Genomic DNA, 15,674 nt, shown 5'->3' with positions numbered 1-15,674 from the left:
TCGACCCCTAATACGATTTCTCAGGTAATACCACCTATGAAACGTACCGTTTCCATCCCTGTCGATTTACCCCATAAGAGGTTTTTACCCCTCATGGGGTTTTGTGCTGACATCTTTAATCAACACGTTGACTGGGCATTGAAAGAACGGACGTATAACAAAAACAAGGCTCACAAAGCTTTGTACGCCAAAGCCAGATTGCAGCACCCAAATGTGCCGTCTGCACTACTGCAAACGGTTCGAGATAGCGCGATGGAGGCAGTTAAAGCTACAAAATTCAAGCGGCATCCCAGAAAAAAACCGACATCAGGATTGCGTTACGACAAGCGCACGATGACGCTAAGAGGACATCAATTAACCCTTAGTTGTATTGGCAAACGTGAAAAACTCATCTTGAATGTGCCGGAATATTTCCAAGAAGTCTTTGAAACTTGGGAGTTTCGTGCGGCTACACTAACTTACTCAAAACATAATAAACAGTTTTGGGTGAGACTGGTTTTTGAGACAGAAACACCGACTCAATTAGAAGGGGGAATTCAAGGAATTGACCGTGGGCTATATCATCAAGCTGTTACCAGTAACGGGCAATTCTTTAGTTCATCCAGGATCAGGGCAGTACAAAGGCGTTACCTATACAATCGTCGTCAACTCCAGCAAAAAGGCACTCGCAGTGCCAAGCGTCGCCTAAAAACGATGTCTGGATGCGATTATCGGTTCATGCGGGACACAAATCATTGTGTAAGTAAGAAGCTAGCCAACCAACCAGGAATAGCAGCTTTTGTACTAGAAGATTTGTCGAGTATTCGCACTCGAAGACGCGGCAAAAAAATGAACAAATGGTTGGGAAGTTGGGCGTTTTACCAACAAGAACAATTTCTGACTTACAAGGCAGAAGCTTTGGGTAAAAAAGTAGTTTACCAAGACCCTCGTTACACAAGAGCAAAAATGCAATATTTGTAAACATATTCGGCGAACAAATCGCCACAAATCCAGGTTCTATTGCAAAAATTGTGGGCATCAAACACACGCGGATCTTAACGCTGCTTTGAATATTAGAGATGACTATATTCTCTCCTCTACCCACGCTCCGGAGGAGCAGGGGTCAGTCAATACCCCGTATGTTTCAGGAAATTATGTTTCCTAGTTACAAGCCGCATCCCCTTGTGGGTGTGGTAGTTGACATAAATTTTCTCTAATCCAGATGAAACTGAAACGATTGCAAGAGTTTCACCAAAATGTCTACAATCAGATAGGCGCAGCGGCTGATGCTATATTTGAATTAATGAATGCTGCATTATTAACTCGTAATCCCAGTTGTTTGGTTGAATTGTCTCTATCTTCTGTCTTTTTTAGAAAGTTGCACTCAGCCTATGAATTTCTATCTGATTGTAGACCTCACTAATCAAATTTTATCAAACTTTTTCTACTCGAAATTAATCAAAATATTCAGCCCATATTGGTAGCAGATATTTTGATCAGCGGCTTCTACTGTAGTAGTCGCAAAGCGGCGACTTGGGTGGTGGAAAAATCGGCGATCGCACCAATTGCAACATTAAACAAGCGAGCGGGTTGAATATGATCTCCAACTAAACTCCAAATCCGACTGACTTCTTCAGTATGTAAGCGCTCATCTTCAGTCAAAGCTAAAATGATTTGACGGCGAAGAAAATCTCCTTCTGGGGATAGTAAATATTGCAAACCGAGTTGAGCGGTGGGTAGAATATCAAAAGTTTGATCAGACTGAGCGATCACCAACATATTCTCCAACCGTTGCCAGTTAAACTTCCCGTCTTTTATTAATACCTCAATCAAGCGACGACGTAAAGCCGGAGTTTCACCTTTTAGCAAACGACGAGCAACATAGGGATAAGCAACATCAACAATTTTAAAACCAGAATTAAGCGTTAGGGCAATTCCTTCTTGCGTCACCAAAGAGCGAATAATCAGGGCAAATTTTGCCGGAACTCGGAAGGGATAATCATACATCAATTCCGAGAAACTATCCGTAATTGTTTTGAAATTAAAATCCTGAACACTTTCACCCATTGCATTTCCCAGTACCTTTTCTAAAGAAGGAACAATCGGTGTAATATCAGTTTCCGGTGTCAGAAATCCTAATTTAACAAAGTCTTTGGCTAAATCGTTGTAATCTCGATTAATCAGATGAACAACAGAACCCACTAAGGTTTCTTTAACATCTTGTTCTAGCTGATCCATCATGCCAAAATCAATAAATGCCATGCGACCATCAGGCATTGCAAATAGATTTCCAGGGTGAGGATCGGCGTGAAAAAATCCAAATTCTAGCAGTTGTCTTAAACCGCTTGTCACTCCCAGTAAAATCAGATTATCGAGATCTAAACCTGCTGCTTGAATACTGTCAACATCAGTCAGTTTAAACCCGTTAATCCATTCAAGAACTAGAACTCGAGTGCTGGTATATTTCCAGTAGATTTCAGGAACTTTTATCGTCGGATCATCGCTAAAATAGGCACCAAATCGTTCGGCATTGCGACCTTCATTGAGATAATCGATCTCCTCAAACAGTTTAATCCCAAATTCATCGACAATTAAAGTCAAATCGTGGCCGAGATTAAGCGGTAGCCAAGGAGCTATCCAACCTGCTGCCCATCGCATCAGATATAAATCTAAGGTGATAATGGGAACTAAATGGGGTCGCTGAATTTTAATCGCAACTTCTTCACCCGATCGCAAACGGGCGCGATACACTTGACCTAAACTGGCTGCGGCGACAGGTTCAGGCGAAACTTGACTAAAAACACTTTGGATGTCTCGGTCTAAGTCCATTTCTAAAATTGCCATCGCCACTTCAGTGTTGAAAGGCGGTAACTGATCCTGAAGTCGGGTTAATTCTTCTAAAAAGTCTTTGCGAATTAAGTCAGGACGGGTCGAAAGGGCTTGACCCACTTTGATAAATGTTGGGCCGAGATAAGTTAGGATTTCTCGGAGTTGAGTCGCTCGTTCCGGTGTATGTTCAACTTCGGGTCGGCGCCATCGATCCCAAAACAGACCCCAAACAAAGCCTGCAAAAAACCAGACTACGGTTATAGCCCGCCAAATAGCTTGCCAGGGACGACGGCGATAATACTGGGCGATCGCTCTTGGGTCATAACACCGTTCAGATGTGAATGGGTGTGGACTCACGCTTTTATTTTTCCTCTTGAACGCTGAATTTTAACTGGGGGGTTACAGTGGACAGATCGACTCAGATTGAGCGGCTCTGTTCTGTAATTTTATGTTTATCTTGTTGTTATCGTTTTGTTAATTAACAGTATACAAAACTACACACCCAGATTGAAAGTAAATTTACCTATTGGCTCAAACAATCTTTGATCGCATAGATCACACAGTCTTGTTGAACGGTTGTCAGTTCGGGAAAAATTGGCAACGATAACACCTCCTGACAGAGTTGTTCAGCGACCGGAAACTGACCCGGTTGATCGTCTAAATTTTGATAAAGAGGCTGCAAGTGCAACGGTACGGGATAATAAATCATCGTACTAATTCCCTGTTCTTGCAACTGTGCGCGAACAACATTTCGATCAAAAATCCAAGAAGAACCATTCTCAGAAGAACGCGGCATCACTCGAACGGTATATTGATTCCAAACACTTTGTCCGTCCGGGAGTTCTTGAGGAAGAATCAAGCCAGGAACGACCCCAAGAAGCTGATGATAGCGTCTGGCGATGCGATCGCGTTGAGCATTCCATTGATCGAGATAACGCAGTTTAACGTTCAAAATAGCGGCTTGGAGTGCATCCAATCGACTATTAATCCCCACAACCGCCGAATTATACTTGCTCGATTGTCCATGATCTTTAATTATGCGAATTTTAGCGGCGATCGCTTGATCATTCGTTGTAACGGCACCTCCATCTCCACAAGCCCCAAGATTTTTTGTTGGGAAGAAACTAAAACAGCCAATATCCCCAATATAACCGACTTTTTGACCGTCCCAAGTTGCCCCGGTCGCCTGGGCGCAATCTTCAATCACAGCTAAATGGTGAGTCCGGGCAATTGCCATCAACCGAGTCATATTCACCGACTGACCAAACAAGTGTACAGGAATAATCGCTTTGGTTTGAGAAGTAATTGCGGTTTCTACTTGGTTAACATCGAGGTTAAAAGTATTCGCCTCAATATCGACAAACACCGGAGTCGCCCCGACTGCACTCACGACTTCTGCGGTGGCAATAAAGGTAAATACCGGAACAATCACTTCATCACCCGGGCCAATATCAAGGGCGCGGAGGGCGAGAAATAACGCATCGGTACCGGAGTTACAGCCAATACACTCAGAAACCCCAATGTATTTACCAAACTGTTGTTCAAACTGTTCAACCTCAGTTCCCCCAATATAGTAACCCGAGGCTAAAACCTTTCCGACGGCGAGACTGACTTCTTGTGCGATTAATTTGTACTGTTGACCAAGATCGAGAGGAGGGATTTTGTTCACGCTTCACACCACCTTAAAATCTAAGATTAGTTATCTGTTATCAGTGAATAGCTTTGTTAATTCCCTTAGATTTTACAGACTTGGCGTTAGCATTGGGACTGATTGTCATTGCGATCGCTTTATCATTTTGGCAGCAATTGGGCTTAGAGGGGCAATTTCTTCTAGCGACGGCGCGAACAATTGTCCAGTTAGCCGTTGCGGGTTATGTTTTAGCGGTGGTTCTCGATCCCGATCAACCTAACCCTTGGCTGGTTTTAGCCTTTGGGCTATTAATGTTAACGCTTGTTACCGTTGTCACGCGCAACCGCATCAGCAAAAAAGTTCCTCGACTTTTCCCGTGGGTTTGGGCTTCTTTGGGGTTGAGTGCGGTGTTGATTGTCGGTTATGCTCAATTCTTGGTGATTCAGCCGACACCGTTGTATAGTCCTCAATATCTGATTCCGTTATTGGCAGTTATTTTAGGAAATGCCATGAATGCGGCTTCGATCGCGGGGGAACGTTTAGTCACGACGTTGAACCGTTCACAGGTGGAGATTGAAACTCATCTGAGTTTAGGGGCGACTCCGACTCAAGCACTCAAACCCTACCGTCAAGAGGCGATGCGGGCGGGGTTGCTTCCTACACTGAATTCTATGGCAATTGTCGGAATTGCAACGCTTCCGGGTATTTTAACAGGTCAGTTGCTCGTTGGGGTGAATCCGTTGGATGCGGTGTCCTATCAAATTTTGATTCTGTTGATGATCACAGTTGCTAACTTGATTGCTATTCTAGTGTTGAGTACAGGCATTTGTCGTCAGTTTTTTAACACTGAGGCGCAATTGCAAAAACGTTAAGGATTGACTTGATTTGATCAGATCAGATCGGGTTATCTAAAAGACCAGTAACCGTCATTCTTTTGGATTAAAAATGTCAGAATTTTTAGATTTTCTCAAACATCAATATGCCTACGTTGCGATCGGTGAATTTAAACCCGGTAAGTTTGATGAAGCTGAACAACTGTTTGAAAAAGCGGTTTCTACTTATACTAAAGGATTTAAAGGATCGTATCTGTTACAGGAACCGGGAACGGATAAAGGAATTGCAATTATTTTTTGGGAAAATATAGATGATATGGATGAAAATCATAGTGATGTTTATGAAGCCATTATGAATGAAATGGCGCATCTATTTGCCAAAGTACCTAAAACCTCTTTTTATCAAGTTTGTAGCGAAGTTCATCCTCAAGAATTAGCCACCGAAGAAGGATAAACCCGTAGGGTGCATCAAACAATTAATCTGTTGCTAACAGAAGAAAATGCTTACTATTTGATGCACCCCATTCTAACTTGGTCGGGTTCATCAAACAATTAATCTGTTGCTAACAGACGAAAATGCTTACTATTTGATGCACCCCATTCTAACTTGGTCGGGTGCATCAAACAATTAATCTGTTGAAAACAGAAGAAAATGCTTACTATTTGATGCACCCTACTTGAGGAATTTAACCAACTGTTCGAGTTTCGACCAAGCCGCACCGCTACTGATAATATCCTGAGCAACAGACAGCCCAGAAACATGATCTCCTATCGGAACAAAACCGCTAACTTGTAAGGCTAAAGACGCATTTAAAGCCACCACATCTCGTTGAGCAGATGTTCCTTTTCCTTGTAAAACATTTTGCAAAATTTCAGAATTTTCGGCAACTTCTCCGCCTTTTAAAGCCGTTATTTCTGCCGAATTCAATCCCAAGTCTTGCGGGTTAATTGTTACTTTTTCAACTTTCCCTTCTGACAATACAGCCAAATCTGTTAAATCACCCAACCCCGCTTCATCAAGTTTTTCTCGTCCGTATAGAACAATTGCCTGTTTTAACCCTAATTTTCCTAACGCTTCAGCAATGATTTCTAATAAATTGGGATCATACACACCCATCACTTGACCCGCAGGTTTTAAAGGATTAACTAACGGCCCCAAAAGGTTAAAAACCGTTCGCACTTTTAACGTTTTTCTCAGGGGAACAACCGCTTTCATCGCCGGATGCCAACCGGGTGCAAATAAAAAGGTAATTCCAACTTCTGTTAATGCGGCAGTAATTTTTTCAAACGGTGAATTTAACTGAATTCCTAGCGCTTCTAAAACATCCGCAGAACCCACTTTACTCGAAGCCGAACGGTTCCCATGTTTGGCAACAGGAACTCCAGCCGCCGCCGCTACAAACGCCACAGCAGTCGAAATATTAAACGTAGAAGCGCCATCTCCCCCAGTCCCGCAAGTATCAATAATCCGATAGGGAGAATTTGGCAGAGTCACAGGAGTTGAAGCCGACGCCGACTGAGACTGCAATACAGAAGCCATTCCCGCCAATTCTTCTGCGGAGACGCCTTTGGTTTGCAACGCCATCAAAATTGCACCCGAAAGCACCGGGGGAATTTCCTCGTTTAGCCATCCCTCCATTAACGTTGAAGCTTGCAAAGCAGAGAGGGAGTCACCGTCGAGAAGTTGTTGCAGTAAATTCGGCCAGAAGTTGGAATCTTGTGTTGGGGAAGCAGTGACAGTCATTTCAGGATTAAATCTAATCGGCAGTTTGAGAACCTGATTGTTAATTGTACCGTTAAAGGTTACTTTCTTGATCAGTGATCTCAAGTGAAAAATCAAAAAAATTTAATCAGGCTGAAAATGTCAATTTAGGGGTACAAAGCTTGCACAAAATCCCCCATTATGTACAAAGATTTTAGTTCAAAATAAAAGAAAAAAACAACATTATGGAAATTCATCGCCTCATCAAAGATATTTAACCCGTAATTAAATCCGATGAGTCAGGACAAAACTCGATGGTGTAAATTCAGATTACTATTGATAATGATGAGTACCAATTGCAACCGGGATTTGAAGGAGTTGCTCATATTCAAACTTCCCGACTGCGATTTGATCAGAAAATTTCGCGGGAGTTTTTTAAGTTATTCCCCTGGTGGAAGCGGTAAGACAACATTGTACAGAACCGATTAAATTGCACTCAGACTCTTGGACTTGACTTTTCGTTACATGATGATCAATACCCGACCAACCTACTAATTTTTTATTCTACATCTTCATTAATCGGATAACGATCCAGTAACTTTTTCGCATCCATTGCTTTTTGTTTAAAGCTACCATTCAAATGAGGAACATGAGGAATTTGGGAGAGAAAATCCAACGTTCTTCTAATCATTCTGACTAAATCCCCCTCATCCAAACTCGTATGTTCAACTAACTGTAACCAATCAACTCCTTGACCCCATTGTTCGATAATCGCACTCATATTTTGATGTTCCCAGCGTTCGGGTAATACCAAAAACTCCACTTGATAATGACTTTGAACTTTGATCAACATTTTCCGCAAACCCCAGAGTCGTTCTAAAGCAGACTGTACAGGTTCCGAAAGCTGATAATCTGTCCAGGTATCTGATCGCGAAATTTCTGTGACTAACGCCGCACAAGCTGCCGCTAATTGGGAGGGTTCTAACTGATAAAATTCCCCAGACATCAAGGCAATTCCCAACCATAATTCATTATCACCTCGCAAAGCTGCCGTCGCCTGACCTAAAACAGTCGGTTGTAATTCATCTAAGGCTTCAAACTGCTGTAAAATCAAAATCAAATCTAAAAATTTCTGCCAATAATGACCTTGATCTGCCTCAATTTCTGCTTGTAATAACCGAACTTCATAATTGAGATCCGTCCACCGTTCTCGACGTTTTAACAACTTCTGCGGTTTACCCCATTCATACAATGGATGCGTTTCTAACTGTTCTTCAATCTCCCTAACTTGCTGCATTTGATGTTGCACTTCTGGGGGAACTTCTGGCATCGGTACCTCAGAAATTTGTTGGGCGACTGCTTCACTGAGAGTATCTCCTTTCCGCTTCTGACCCAACTTATAGGGAATATCGGGAATATCCATATAGTCTACTGCGGTTAACCGAGGTAAGTCCCCATGCAGCCCCACCACATCAGACGCCCCCACCACATACCAACGGTTATCTTGACCTAAACAGAGAAAATAAGGCGCTTGACCCGGACTCGGCGTTTGGGCGACCAATACCGCCCCTAAAGGTTGGTCTTCGGGGTTCCTGGCATTCGGAGAGACGTGTTTCCCTCGCAGACTAACAAGGGTTCCTAACACCGCAGAAACCAACGCCTGAGACATCCCCGCAGTCAGAGTTTCCTCGGCTTGATCTTGCAAAAGCTTTAACAAGCGTCTTTCTTCCCGGAGACGGGCTTGTAGCTTCTCGTAGTTGGCGATCACGGTTTCGAGATCTTCTATGGTTTGATCTCCCTCTAAGCCCAAATTCGCTTCAATATCAGCAAGTTCGGCTTTGAGTTGCTGCATCTCTACTTCTTGGGGCTGGAGTGAGGCGGTAGACAAGTATTGACCAAAACTACGTTCTATTAACGCTTTCGCCTGTTCTAAACTGTGGGTTTGCAACAAATTCAACACCATGCCATAACTCGGTGTAAACTGACTCACTAAGGGATCGGGTTCAGTTGTGGCTAAATAAGCGGCCTCTGTCGCCCCTTCAAAAGGCGTTTGGACGGTAACAACATGACCCAACAAGTCCATTCCCCGTCGTCCAGCCCGACCTGACATTTGCAAAAATTCTGACGGTTTCAGCAGACGTATTCCCTCATCGGTGCGTTTGGAAAGGCTAGAAATGACTGTTGTTCGGGCGGGCATATTAATTCCGGCAGCCAGGGTTTCGGTGGCATAAACAACTTTAATTAACCCCAGAGTAAAAAGTTCTTCAACTAATACTTTCCATGCGGGTAATATTCCGGCGTGATGGGCGGCTATTCCCAAATACAAAGGTTCAATACTACGAGAGGGAGAAACATCGGTATTGTGGGCGCAAAAGATATCGATTTTTTCTCTTAAAAGTGTGGCTTCTGCTTCATTCACCAGGGAAATAAAGCCCAGTTCATGGACGGCGTAGAAACATTCTTCGACGGCTAAATCACAGCCTCGGCGACTGAAGATAAAATAAATCGCCGGAAGCATTTCTTCTTCTTGAAGTTCATAAAGAACGTACAAGGTTTCAGGAACAAACAGAACTTTGACTAAACCCTGTTGAAATAATTCAGCAACGAATATTCTCCAAGCTGGAGGGAGTTCTAGATGATAAGTGGCTATTCCCCGCGAGAGAGAGTCTAGAGACTTAAATTGTTTAAGTTTGGGGTTAGCGTTTAAAAAGGCGTTAATGGCAGTATTTAAACGATCAGCTTCACTGGAGTTAACAAAAGAAATCCGTTCTATTTTGGGATCGGTGACGGCGCGATCGCAACCTTTACGACTTGAGATGAAGTAAATTGTAGGGAGAGTTCCTTGCTTTTGTAATTGCTTGAGGGCGCTTGCCAAGCTTTGGCCTTGTTGTTTATGTTTGTTGTGGAAACGAGAACGACGGTTATCAAATCGATTATTGCGTCGTTTTTTGGGTTCTAAGTGGCGGTTGATCTCAGTACCCGACTCATTTAACAGGGGATACAGTCCTTGAGTATTGCAAAAGTGAAATTGTAGAGGAACCGGGCGAAAGCTAGAATAGATCAGTTCTGTTGGCCCGTGAACTTTACATAACCAGTCGGTGAGTTGATCGCTGTTGGCGATCGTAGCGGAGAGGGCGAGAAGTTTAATTTCAGGAGGACAATAGATAATCGATTCTTCCCAGACTGTACCGCGAGTGCGATCGTTCATGTAGTGACATTCATCGAGGACAACCGCTTCCACGCCTTCGAGGGAAGTTCCCACTTCACCAATCGGTGTTCCATAAAGCATATTCCGAAAGATCTCGGTTGTCATCACCACAACAGCAGCTTCTCGGTTCATGGAGAGATCACCCGTAAGCAAGCCCACGTTCTCTACCCCAAATCGTTCTTGAAAGTCTCGTAATTTTTGATTGGATAGGGCTTTGAGGGGAGTTGTGTAAAACACTCGTCGTCCCCGACTCAAAGCGTGGTAGATGGCATATTCCCCGATCAGTGTTTTTCCCGAACCTGTTGGGGCGCAAACCACCACAGATTTACCTGCTTTCAAAGCGTCGATCGCATCTTGCTGAAATGGATCGAGTTGAAAGGGAAAAAGTTTGTCGAGTTCGAGCGGTTGAGAATTTGGGGTAGAGTAGGACACTAGGATAATATTGAAACAATCAAAGGACTGAGTTATCCTTCTTAACCTGAGTCAGTTCAGGCAATAAGGTCTTTATAATCAATTTTAAGCTTTTCTTCGAGAAGTGTTGGAATCCAAAGGCTGATGAAGGTCAGGGGCTAGCAACGAAGGTAGACTTTCTCGTTTCGGGAATATGGACGGTCATCAAATTGTCACATTAAACCGGAGTCTGCTCTGCGATTCCCCTGACAATGAGATTAGCGTTTAACTGTCGCCTGCTCCCTGCCATCTCCTAATGGTAGGGTCATTTTATTTGTAAATGTTGGGGAACTTCTCATTTTGTGAGGGGACAGTTTTAGGATTGTCCCAAGGCTTCTGGGGTTAAGACTTGGTTAAGTTTACCACTACGATACCCTTCCAGGTCTAAGGTGACATAAACAAAGCCAAATTCCTGAAAGATTTTGACGAGTTGCGACAAATCAGTCGTTAATACAAATTCCTTGATTTGATCGGGGGGAAGTTCGATACGAGCGGTGTCTTTTTCTGAACGCACTCGTAAATTTTGCCAGCCCAGTTGGCGTAAATAGACTTCTGCTCGTCCGACTCGTTGGAGTTTGGTTACGGTGATTTCTTCTCCGTAGGGAAAGCGAGAACTTAGACAGGGTTGAGCGGGTTTATTCCATCCTGATAAACCAAGTAATTTTGAGAGTTCTCGCACTTCGGCTTTACTGACTCCAACTTCCGCTAAAGGCGATCGCACTCCGCGTTCAGTAGCTGCTTGGATTCCCGGACGATAATCTCTTAAATCATCAGCATTGACGCCATCAACGATGTAAGGATATTTCCATTGTACCGCCAGAGGCTTCAATGTATCATGGAGTTCGCTTTTACAAAAGTAGCATCGATTGACTGGATTAGACGTATAGTTGGGATTTTCCATCTCATGGGTAGAGATTTCTTGATGACGAATTCCAATTTCTACGGCTTGAATTCGGGCGTCTTCTAAGTCTTCGGGGAGTAATGATGGGGAAACTGCGGTTACGGCGAGGGCGCGATCTCCGAGTACATCATAGGCGATTTTGGCGACTAAGGTGCTGTCTATTCCTCCCGAGTAGGCGATTAATGCCTGTTTCATCTCCTGAAACAAAGATTGGAGTTGTTCTAGCTTTTGGATAACCATTATTTGCTTTCGATCTGACGTGAATTTTCCTAGTTTATAGTTTAAAAGATTTGTTAAAATTGTTCATCTGAGTTGAGAAACAGATGATTTTCAGCGTGAAGCAAGCCAGAAGCGGGCTGAAGAAATGCTGGACGGGGGCGAGTAATGCTCGGATTGAGTTCGGGATTGTTTTCCATCTGTTGAACCAGTAGGATATAAAGATCGATCCAGCAGCTTAACAACACATGAATTAAGATAATCGTCACTAAGCTTGTTCGACTAAAAAGCGATGGTGAGTTCTCGGGGGAGCGACTTTTAAACCCTTCCATAACGGCAATGAAAACCGCAGCAATTAAAGGCCATGCTTTCAGGGCGAGAGTCGGATCGGTGTCTTGAGTGAGTTGATAAATGAGTAAGGAGATAAAGGTGGCAATGATCCATGGACTTAAGATAAAACTCCCGAAAACAAACGGGGGTTGACTGGTTGCCCAACCCAAACTAACCGTGAGTAAAATCCATCCTAAAACAGCCATGATATCTTTGGTATTCTCTAGGGCAATAAAAGACAAAACCCAAATGACAATACTGAAGATCAATAAAGTTTTCCAATGGATGAATTTTGGCGGAAGTGCGGGATCAATAACCGTTTTAACTCGATCTACATTTTTTTTCCAGTCCATAATTTTTAGAGGTAAAAGACACGAATTTTAAAGAGGGCAAAGAGTAACGTCACAGAGTAACTGATGGTATGAGCTTTGGTAACGATTTTAAACTGATTTCCCCATTGTGTGCTTCTTTCTAGATTTGAGATTGATGTCCCTTGTTCTGAAACGGTATTCTCGTTGTCAAAAACAAACATATTTAAGAAAAGCAAGCCAATCCACTTGACGAGTAAAAATAGCAAGAAATAAAATAAAGTCAGAACCATTACATCGGCAGCAATTTTTTGAAAGTCATCTAAAGTCAAATAAATAACCAGGTGTCGAGCGGCGTTGAACGGAAAAAAAGTTTGTAAAGAAGTAAAGACGATCGCCCCAAAAACTTCGGCGAATAAATCAATCATCATTGCATATTGTACTCCCTGTTTAGGAGAGATTTTAAAAGATTTTTGATAAACAAAAGACTCAACGGTAATGCTGATCAGAAGACGTAATAATCTAAATAAAATTGCCCGGCCTGCTAAGATAAATGGCTGCATACATCAAACCTTTTTCACTGAATGATTACAATTTTCGTTTTTCGGAAACCTCAGTCAGAGAGCCAAAATCTCTACCTGTCGTTTTAGAGCCGTTGGACGACCTCAATTGATCATACAGATTTTACCTTCTCATTTTTTCACAATATTGCAGTTGTGGATTGATCGAATTTTGATCTAGATTAGATTCAAGCATTGTTACTCGATCGCAAAGACTGAAATAAGTCCGGTCTGAGTTGAGGTGATTGCTCTGTTGTGAACCGTTCTGTCGGCTTAAAGAGAACAGTCAACCTCTGAATCTCAATCTATCATGTTGGTGTAAACTCGTAGATTAAACTTATCTCATTTTATTGACTTTGAGTACAAGGCAAGTAACGACCTGATTGAAATTGCCCTCACACTATGAATTATCCCATTCCGAAAAGTTTGGCAGAAATGATGACTCTGAGTCAACAGCCTATCAGTGAAGAACTGGTCGCCTCGGCGATCGCTGGTGTTATTCAAATTGCTCGTTCTCAGCATCTGTCTCTCGAAGATCTCAAAGCAGAAGTTCTCGCCGATGACTGTCTTCTCAGTTCAGAACAACGCTTGTGGTTAAGTGAATTAGTTGTCCTCGCTTGGAACGGCTTCTCTTGAGTTCTCAGTGACTCTCTGTGAACAGTATGACCCGTGTCCCTCTACTGTTCACGGTTAACTAACTAACAGTTAATTTTAACAGCAGTTGGCATGAAGCGGTGAAACACAGCAATTCAAGAGGTCGAGGTGTGGGAAAATGTTGGAGAACGTTACACCTTAGAAAGCCTTTCCTAACGGGTCAACTCCGGGGAAATATTGCGGCGCATTTTGTGTCTTCGGTGACGTTTAATTTGGATGGGAAAAAAAAGGCGATCGCAGCTTTAGATAATACCCTAAAAATTTACGATGTGGAAACCGGAGAATGGGATCAGTGCTTATCTGGACATAGTAGTTGGCTATTTGTCAAGAGATGATCATTGGGAAAATTCCCGGAGACAAAACTCTAAATCTTCCTAAAACTCTGAACGAATGCTAATTTTTAATTCAGTCATATTTTTATAAGAATCAAATGACATCAAAAGATTTCCTCTAACTCAACTTTAAAATCAAACTAGAGGTAATAAAATCTCAAACTGCGTTCCCATACCCGGTTCAGATTGCATCAAAAATTGACCTCCATGTTTAGCGGTCACAATTTGATAACTCTGGGCTAAACTGGTTTCCTTTTCAAGACGCTTTTTAGTTGAAAAAGATTCTATGATTTTTTGTTGTTGATCCCAAGACATTCCAGGGCCATTATCGCTAATCCGAATTGAAACCCAACGTTGTGGAGTTCTTTCTGTACTCAGTTTAGTTTTAGGGGATCGCACTTCTGTTGAAATTTCTATTGTTGGTTCTGGAACCGGAGCTTTATTCTTGTTTTCTCGATATTTCCTCGCCCATTGTTGAGTAGAAGCTTGACTAATTAACGCATCAATTGAATTAATCAAAACATTCATAAAAACTTGGTTAAGCTGACCAATATAACAAGTTACAGGTGGAATATGATCATAATTTTTAGTGACTCGAATCTCACTTGAAATTCTACTTTTCAGCAGTAACAAAATACCTTCAATATTCGTATGAATATCCGCAGGTTTTGGATGAACTTCATCAATATAACAAAAGTTTTGTAAGCTAGTCGCTAAATTTTTTAACCGTTCTGCTCCGGCTTGAATACTATTCACAATTTGGGGAATATCTTGTTGAATATATTCAAACTCAATTTCTTCTTTAAGCTGCTGAATATCTAATGGAATTGTCGAAAAATGTTTTTCATAAGCCGTAATCAATTCAATCAAACTCTCACTATAAGTCGAGAGATGAGTTAAATTTCCCCAAATAAAACCCACCGGATCTAAAATTTCATGGGCAACCCCATCAACCAACCGTCCCAAACTCGCCATTTTCTCAATTTGGACAATTTGAGTTTGCATCCGTTCATAGCGAACTTGAGTTTCAATCCCCCGAATTTGCCAGTTAGCAAGATTTAATTCGTGAATATCTAACAATCGATAAGGTAAACTTGCAGAAGAAGAAGACTGCGGATCAATTTCCACGACAACAGGATCGCTTCGCAGTTCAGGTAATCGTCTGACGGCCTGTTGTGCGGCACTGACAATGGGTGTCTCCTCTGAGAGAATGAGGGGAGAGTTGCGGGCATAGCTATAAAGAACGCGCAAGGGCTTCTGTAAAAACAGCTTCATCCCTTGAGGGCGAATGAGAAATTCTAACAATTGACGTCGCGAGATCATGCCTACAAATCGCGAATTTCCGTCCGGTGATTCCTCTACAAGAATCACTCCTGGAACAAGAGGATACCGCTCAAAGATTTGAGCGACAACAATTCCTACACAACTTACAGAAACCTGAAACTCATACAGAGATAGATCTCCCAAAGTTGATGCTAAACCCAGATCGAAAATGCTCCCCTCCATTAAGTGTGGGGGAGAGACTTGATCGTGATGTTCGTCTAGCACGGGCTGGTAAATGAATCAGCTACAGATCTACTGTACCGCCTAATTTGTCTTTCTGCACTCCCTATACTCTTTCAATTAAGGTCGTGTCACCATTCCTCATGGATTGTCTCACCAAAGAGTTCACCAAAGCACGGGCTGAACGGATTCTCTGGGTGTTCTCTTTTGGGGTGTCCGAGACCTATCCATTTTAATAA

General features: G+C 42.5%; 15 protein-coding genes. 7 read left to right on the top strand and 8 right to left on the bottom strand.

Annotation, left to right across the window (positions count from 1 at the left end):
* Nucleotides 1-36 precede the first annotated feature (36 nt).
* The 3 genes from L8106_RS15535 to L8106_RS15530 are packed head-to-tail and all read left to right on the top strand — an operon-like array spanning nucleotide 37 to nucleotide 1,402.
* Nucleotides 37-960: an RNA-guided endonuclease TnpB family protein gene (locus tag L8106_RS15535; protein ID WP_009785295.1), complete on the top strand. Its 924-nt coding sequence runs from the start codon at nucleotides 37-39 to the stop codon at nucleotides 958-960.
* The gene (locus L8106_RS34465; protein WP_083798419.1) at nucleotides 953-1,144 is read left to right on the top strand and encodes a zinc ribbon domain-containing protein; all 192 of its coding nucleotides are present in this window, start codon (nucleotides 953-955) and stop codon (nucleotides 1,142-1,144) included. Before L8106_RS15535 ends, L8106_RS34465 begins: the two co-directional genes overlap by 8 nt.
* 57 nt (nucleotides 1,145-1,201) lie before the next feature.
* Nucleotides 1,202-1,402 (top strand): hypothetical protein, encoded by a 201-nt coding sequence (locus tag L8106_RS15530; RefSeq protein ID WP_009785294.1) that lies wholly within the window; start codon nucleotides 1,202-1,204, stop codon nucleotides 1,400-1,402.
* 83 nt (nucleotides 1,403-1,485) lie between these two features.
* Here L8106_RS15530 and L8106_RS15525 read toward each other — a convergent pair whose 3' ends face one another.
* Together L8106_RS15525 and L8106_RS15520 are read right to left on the bottom strand one after the other, a co-directional pair.
* Nucleotides 1,486-3,165 carry an AarF/ABC1/UbiB kinase family protein gene (locus L8106_RS15525; protein WP_009785293.1) on the bottom strand — a complete coding sequence of 560 codons (1,680 nt, stop codon included), beginning with the start codon at nucleotides 3,163-3,165 and terminating at the stop codon, nucleotides 1,486-1,488.
* A 166-nt stretch (nucleotides 3,166-3,331) separates the two neighbouring features.
* Nucleotides 3,332-4,477: a DegT/DnrJ/EryC1/StrS aminotransferase family protein gene (locus tag L8106_RS15520; protein ID WP_009785292.1), complete on the bottom strand. Its 1,146-nt coding sequence runs from the start codon at nucleotides 4,475-4,477 to the stop codon at nucleotides 3,332-3,334.
* Between the two features lie 53 nt (nucleotides 4,478-4,530).
* On the opposite strand from L8106_RS15520, the gene fetB reads away from it, so the two are divergent.
* Together fetB and L8106_RS15510 are read left to right on the top strand one after the other, a co-directional pair.
* Nucleotides 4,531-5,310: an ABC transporter permease gene (gene fetB / locus L8106_RS15515; protein ID WP_009785291.1), complete on the top strand. Its 780-nt coding sequence runs from the start codon at nucleotides 4,531-4,533 to the stop codon at nucleotides 5,308-5,310.
* A 73-nt stretch (nucleotides 5,311-5,383) separates the two neighbouring features.
* Entirely contained in the window at nucleotides 5,384-5,725 is a 342-nt protein-coding gene (locus tag L8106_RS15510) for an antibiotic biosynthesis monooxygenase (RefSeq protein WP_009785290.1), read from the top strand.
* A gap of 219 nt (nucleotides 5,726-5,944) precedes the next feature.
* On the opposite strand, the gene trpD is transcribed toward L8106_RS15510, so the two are convergent.
* From trpD to fraC, 5 genes are all read right to left on the bottom strand, one after another.
* On the bottom strand, nucleotides 5,945-7,015 hold the full coding sequence (trpD, locus tag L8106_RS15505; protein WP_039896438.1) for an anthranilate phosphoribosyltransferase: 1,071 nt from the start codon (nucleotides 7,013-7,015) through the stop codon (nucleotides 5,945-5,947).
* A gap of 517 nt (nucleotides 7,016-7,532) precedes the next feature.
* Entirely contained in the window at nucleotides 7,533-10,613 is a 3,081-nt protein-coding gene (locus L8106_RS15500) for an RNA helicase (RefSeq protein ID WP_009785288.1), read from the bottom strand.
* A gap of 334 nt (nucleotides 10,614-10,947) precedes the next feature.
* The gene (larE, locus tag L8106_RS15495; protein ID WP_009785287.1) at nucleotides 10,948-11,772 is read right to left on the bottom strand and encodes an ATP-dependent sacrificial sulfur transferase LarE; all 825 of its coding nucleotides are present in this window, start codon (nucleotides 11,770-11,772) and stop codon (nucleotides 10,948-10,950) included.
* A gap of 53 nt (nucleotides 11,773-11,825) precedes the next feature.
* Entirely contained in the window at nucleotides 11,826-12,431 is a 606-nt protein-coding gene (locus tag L8106_RS29675; protein WP_009785286.1) for a DUF5357 family protein, read from the bottom strand.
* 5 nt (nucleotides 12,432-12,436) lie between these two features.
* The gene (gene fraC, locus L8106_RS15485) at nucleotides 12,437-12,949 is read right to left on the bottom strand and encodes a filament integrity protein FraC (RefSeq protein WP_009785285.1); all 513 of its coding nucleotides are present in this window, start codon (nucleotides 12,947-12,949) and stop codon (nucleotides 12,437-12,439) included.
* Between the two features lie 399 nt (nucleotides 12,950-13,348).
* On the opposite strand from fraC, the gene L8106_RS15480 reads away from it, so the two are divergent.
* Nucleotides 13,349-13,582 carry a hypothetical protein gene (locus tag L8106_RS15480; RefSeq protein WP_009785284.1) on the top strand — a complete coding sequence of 78 codons (234 nt, stop codon included), beginning with the start codon at nucleotides 13,349-13,351 and terminating at the stop codon, nucleotides 13,580-13,582.
* 98 nt (nucleotides 13,583-13,680) lie between these two features.
* On the top strand, nucleotides 13,681-13,935 hold the full coding sequence (locus L8106_RS15475; RefSeq protein ID WP_156803693.1) for a hypothetical protein: 255 nt from the start codon (nucleotides 13,681-13,683) through the stop codon (nucleotides 13,933-13,935).
* A 132-nt stretch (nucleotides 13,936-14,067) separates the two neighbouring features.
* Here the strand turns inward: L8106_RS15475 and L8106_RS15470 are convergent, their stop codons facing one another.
* Nucleotides 14,068-15,480, bottom strand: coding sequence for an ATP-binding protein (locus L8106_RS15470; RefSeq protein WP_039896433.1), 1,413 nt, complete (start codon nucleotides 15,478-15,480; stop codon nucleotides 14,068-14,070).
* Nucleotides 15,481-15,674: the final 194 nt, after the last annotated feature.

Origin of the sequence: Lyngbya sp. PCC 8106, from assembly GCF_000169095.1 — a bacterium.
Classification (GTDB): domain Bacteria; phylum Cyanobacteriota; class Cyanobacteriia; order Cyanobacteriales; family Microcoleaceae; genus Capilliphycus.
This window is presented reverse-complemented; position numbering and strand designations above follow the sequence as displayed.

What these genes read in the sequence shown, in the direction of transcription:
- L8106_RS15535 (WP_009785295.1), top strand. Translation starts at nt 37, where the DNA reads ATGAAACGTACCGTTTCCATCCCTGTCGATTTACCCCATAAGAGGTTT.
- L8106_RS15530 (WP_009785294.1), top strand. Translation starts at nt 1,202, where the DNA reads ATGAAACTGAAACGATTGCAAGAGTTTCACCAAAATGTCTACAATCAG.
- L8106_RS15510 (WP_009785290.1), top strand. Translation starts at nt 5,384, where the DNA reads ATGTCAGAATTTTTAGATTTTCTCAAACATCAATATGCCTACGTTGCG.
- trpD (WP_039896438.1), bottom strand. Translation starts at nt 7,015, where the DNA reads ATGACTGTCACTGCTTCCCCAACACAAGATTCCAACTTCTGGCCGAAT.
- larE (WP_009785287.1), bottom strand. Translation starts at nt 11,772, where the DNA reads ATGGTTATCCAAAAGCTAGAACAACTCCAATCTTTGTTTCAGGAGATG.
- L8106_RS29675 (WP_009785286.1), bottom strand. Translation starts at nt 12,431, where the DNA reads ATGGACTGGAAAAAAAATGTAGATCGAGTTAAAACGGTTATTGATCCC.
- fraC (WP_009785285.1), bottom strand. Translation starts at nt 12,949, where the DNA reads ATGCAGCCATTTATCTTAGCAGGCCGGGCAATTTTATTTAGATTATTA.
- L8106_RS15480 (WP_009785284.1), top strand. Translation starts at nt 13,349, where the DNA reads ATGAATTATCCCATTCCGAAAAGTTTGGCAGAAATGATGACTCTGAGT.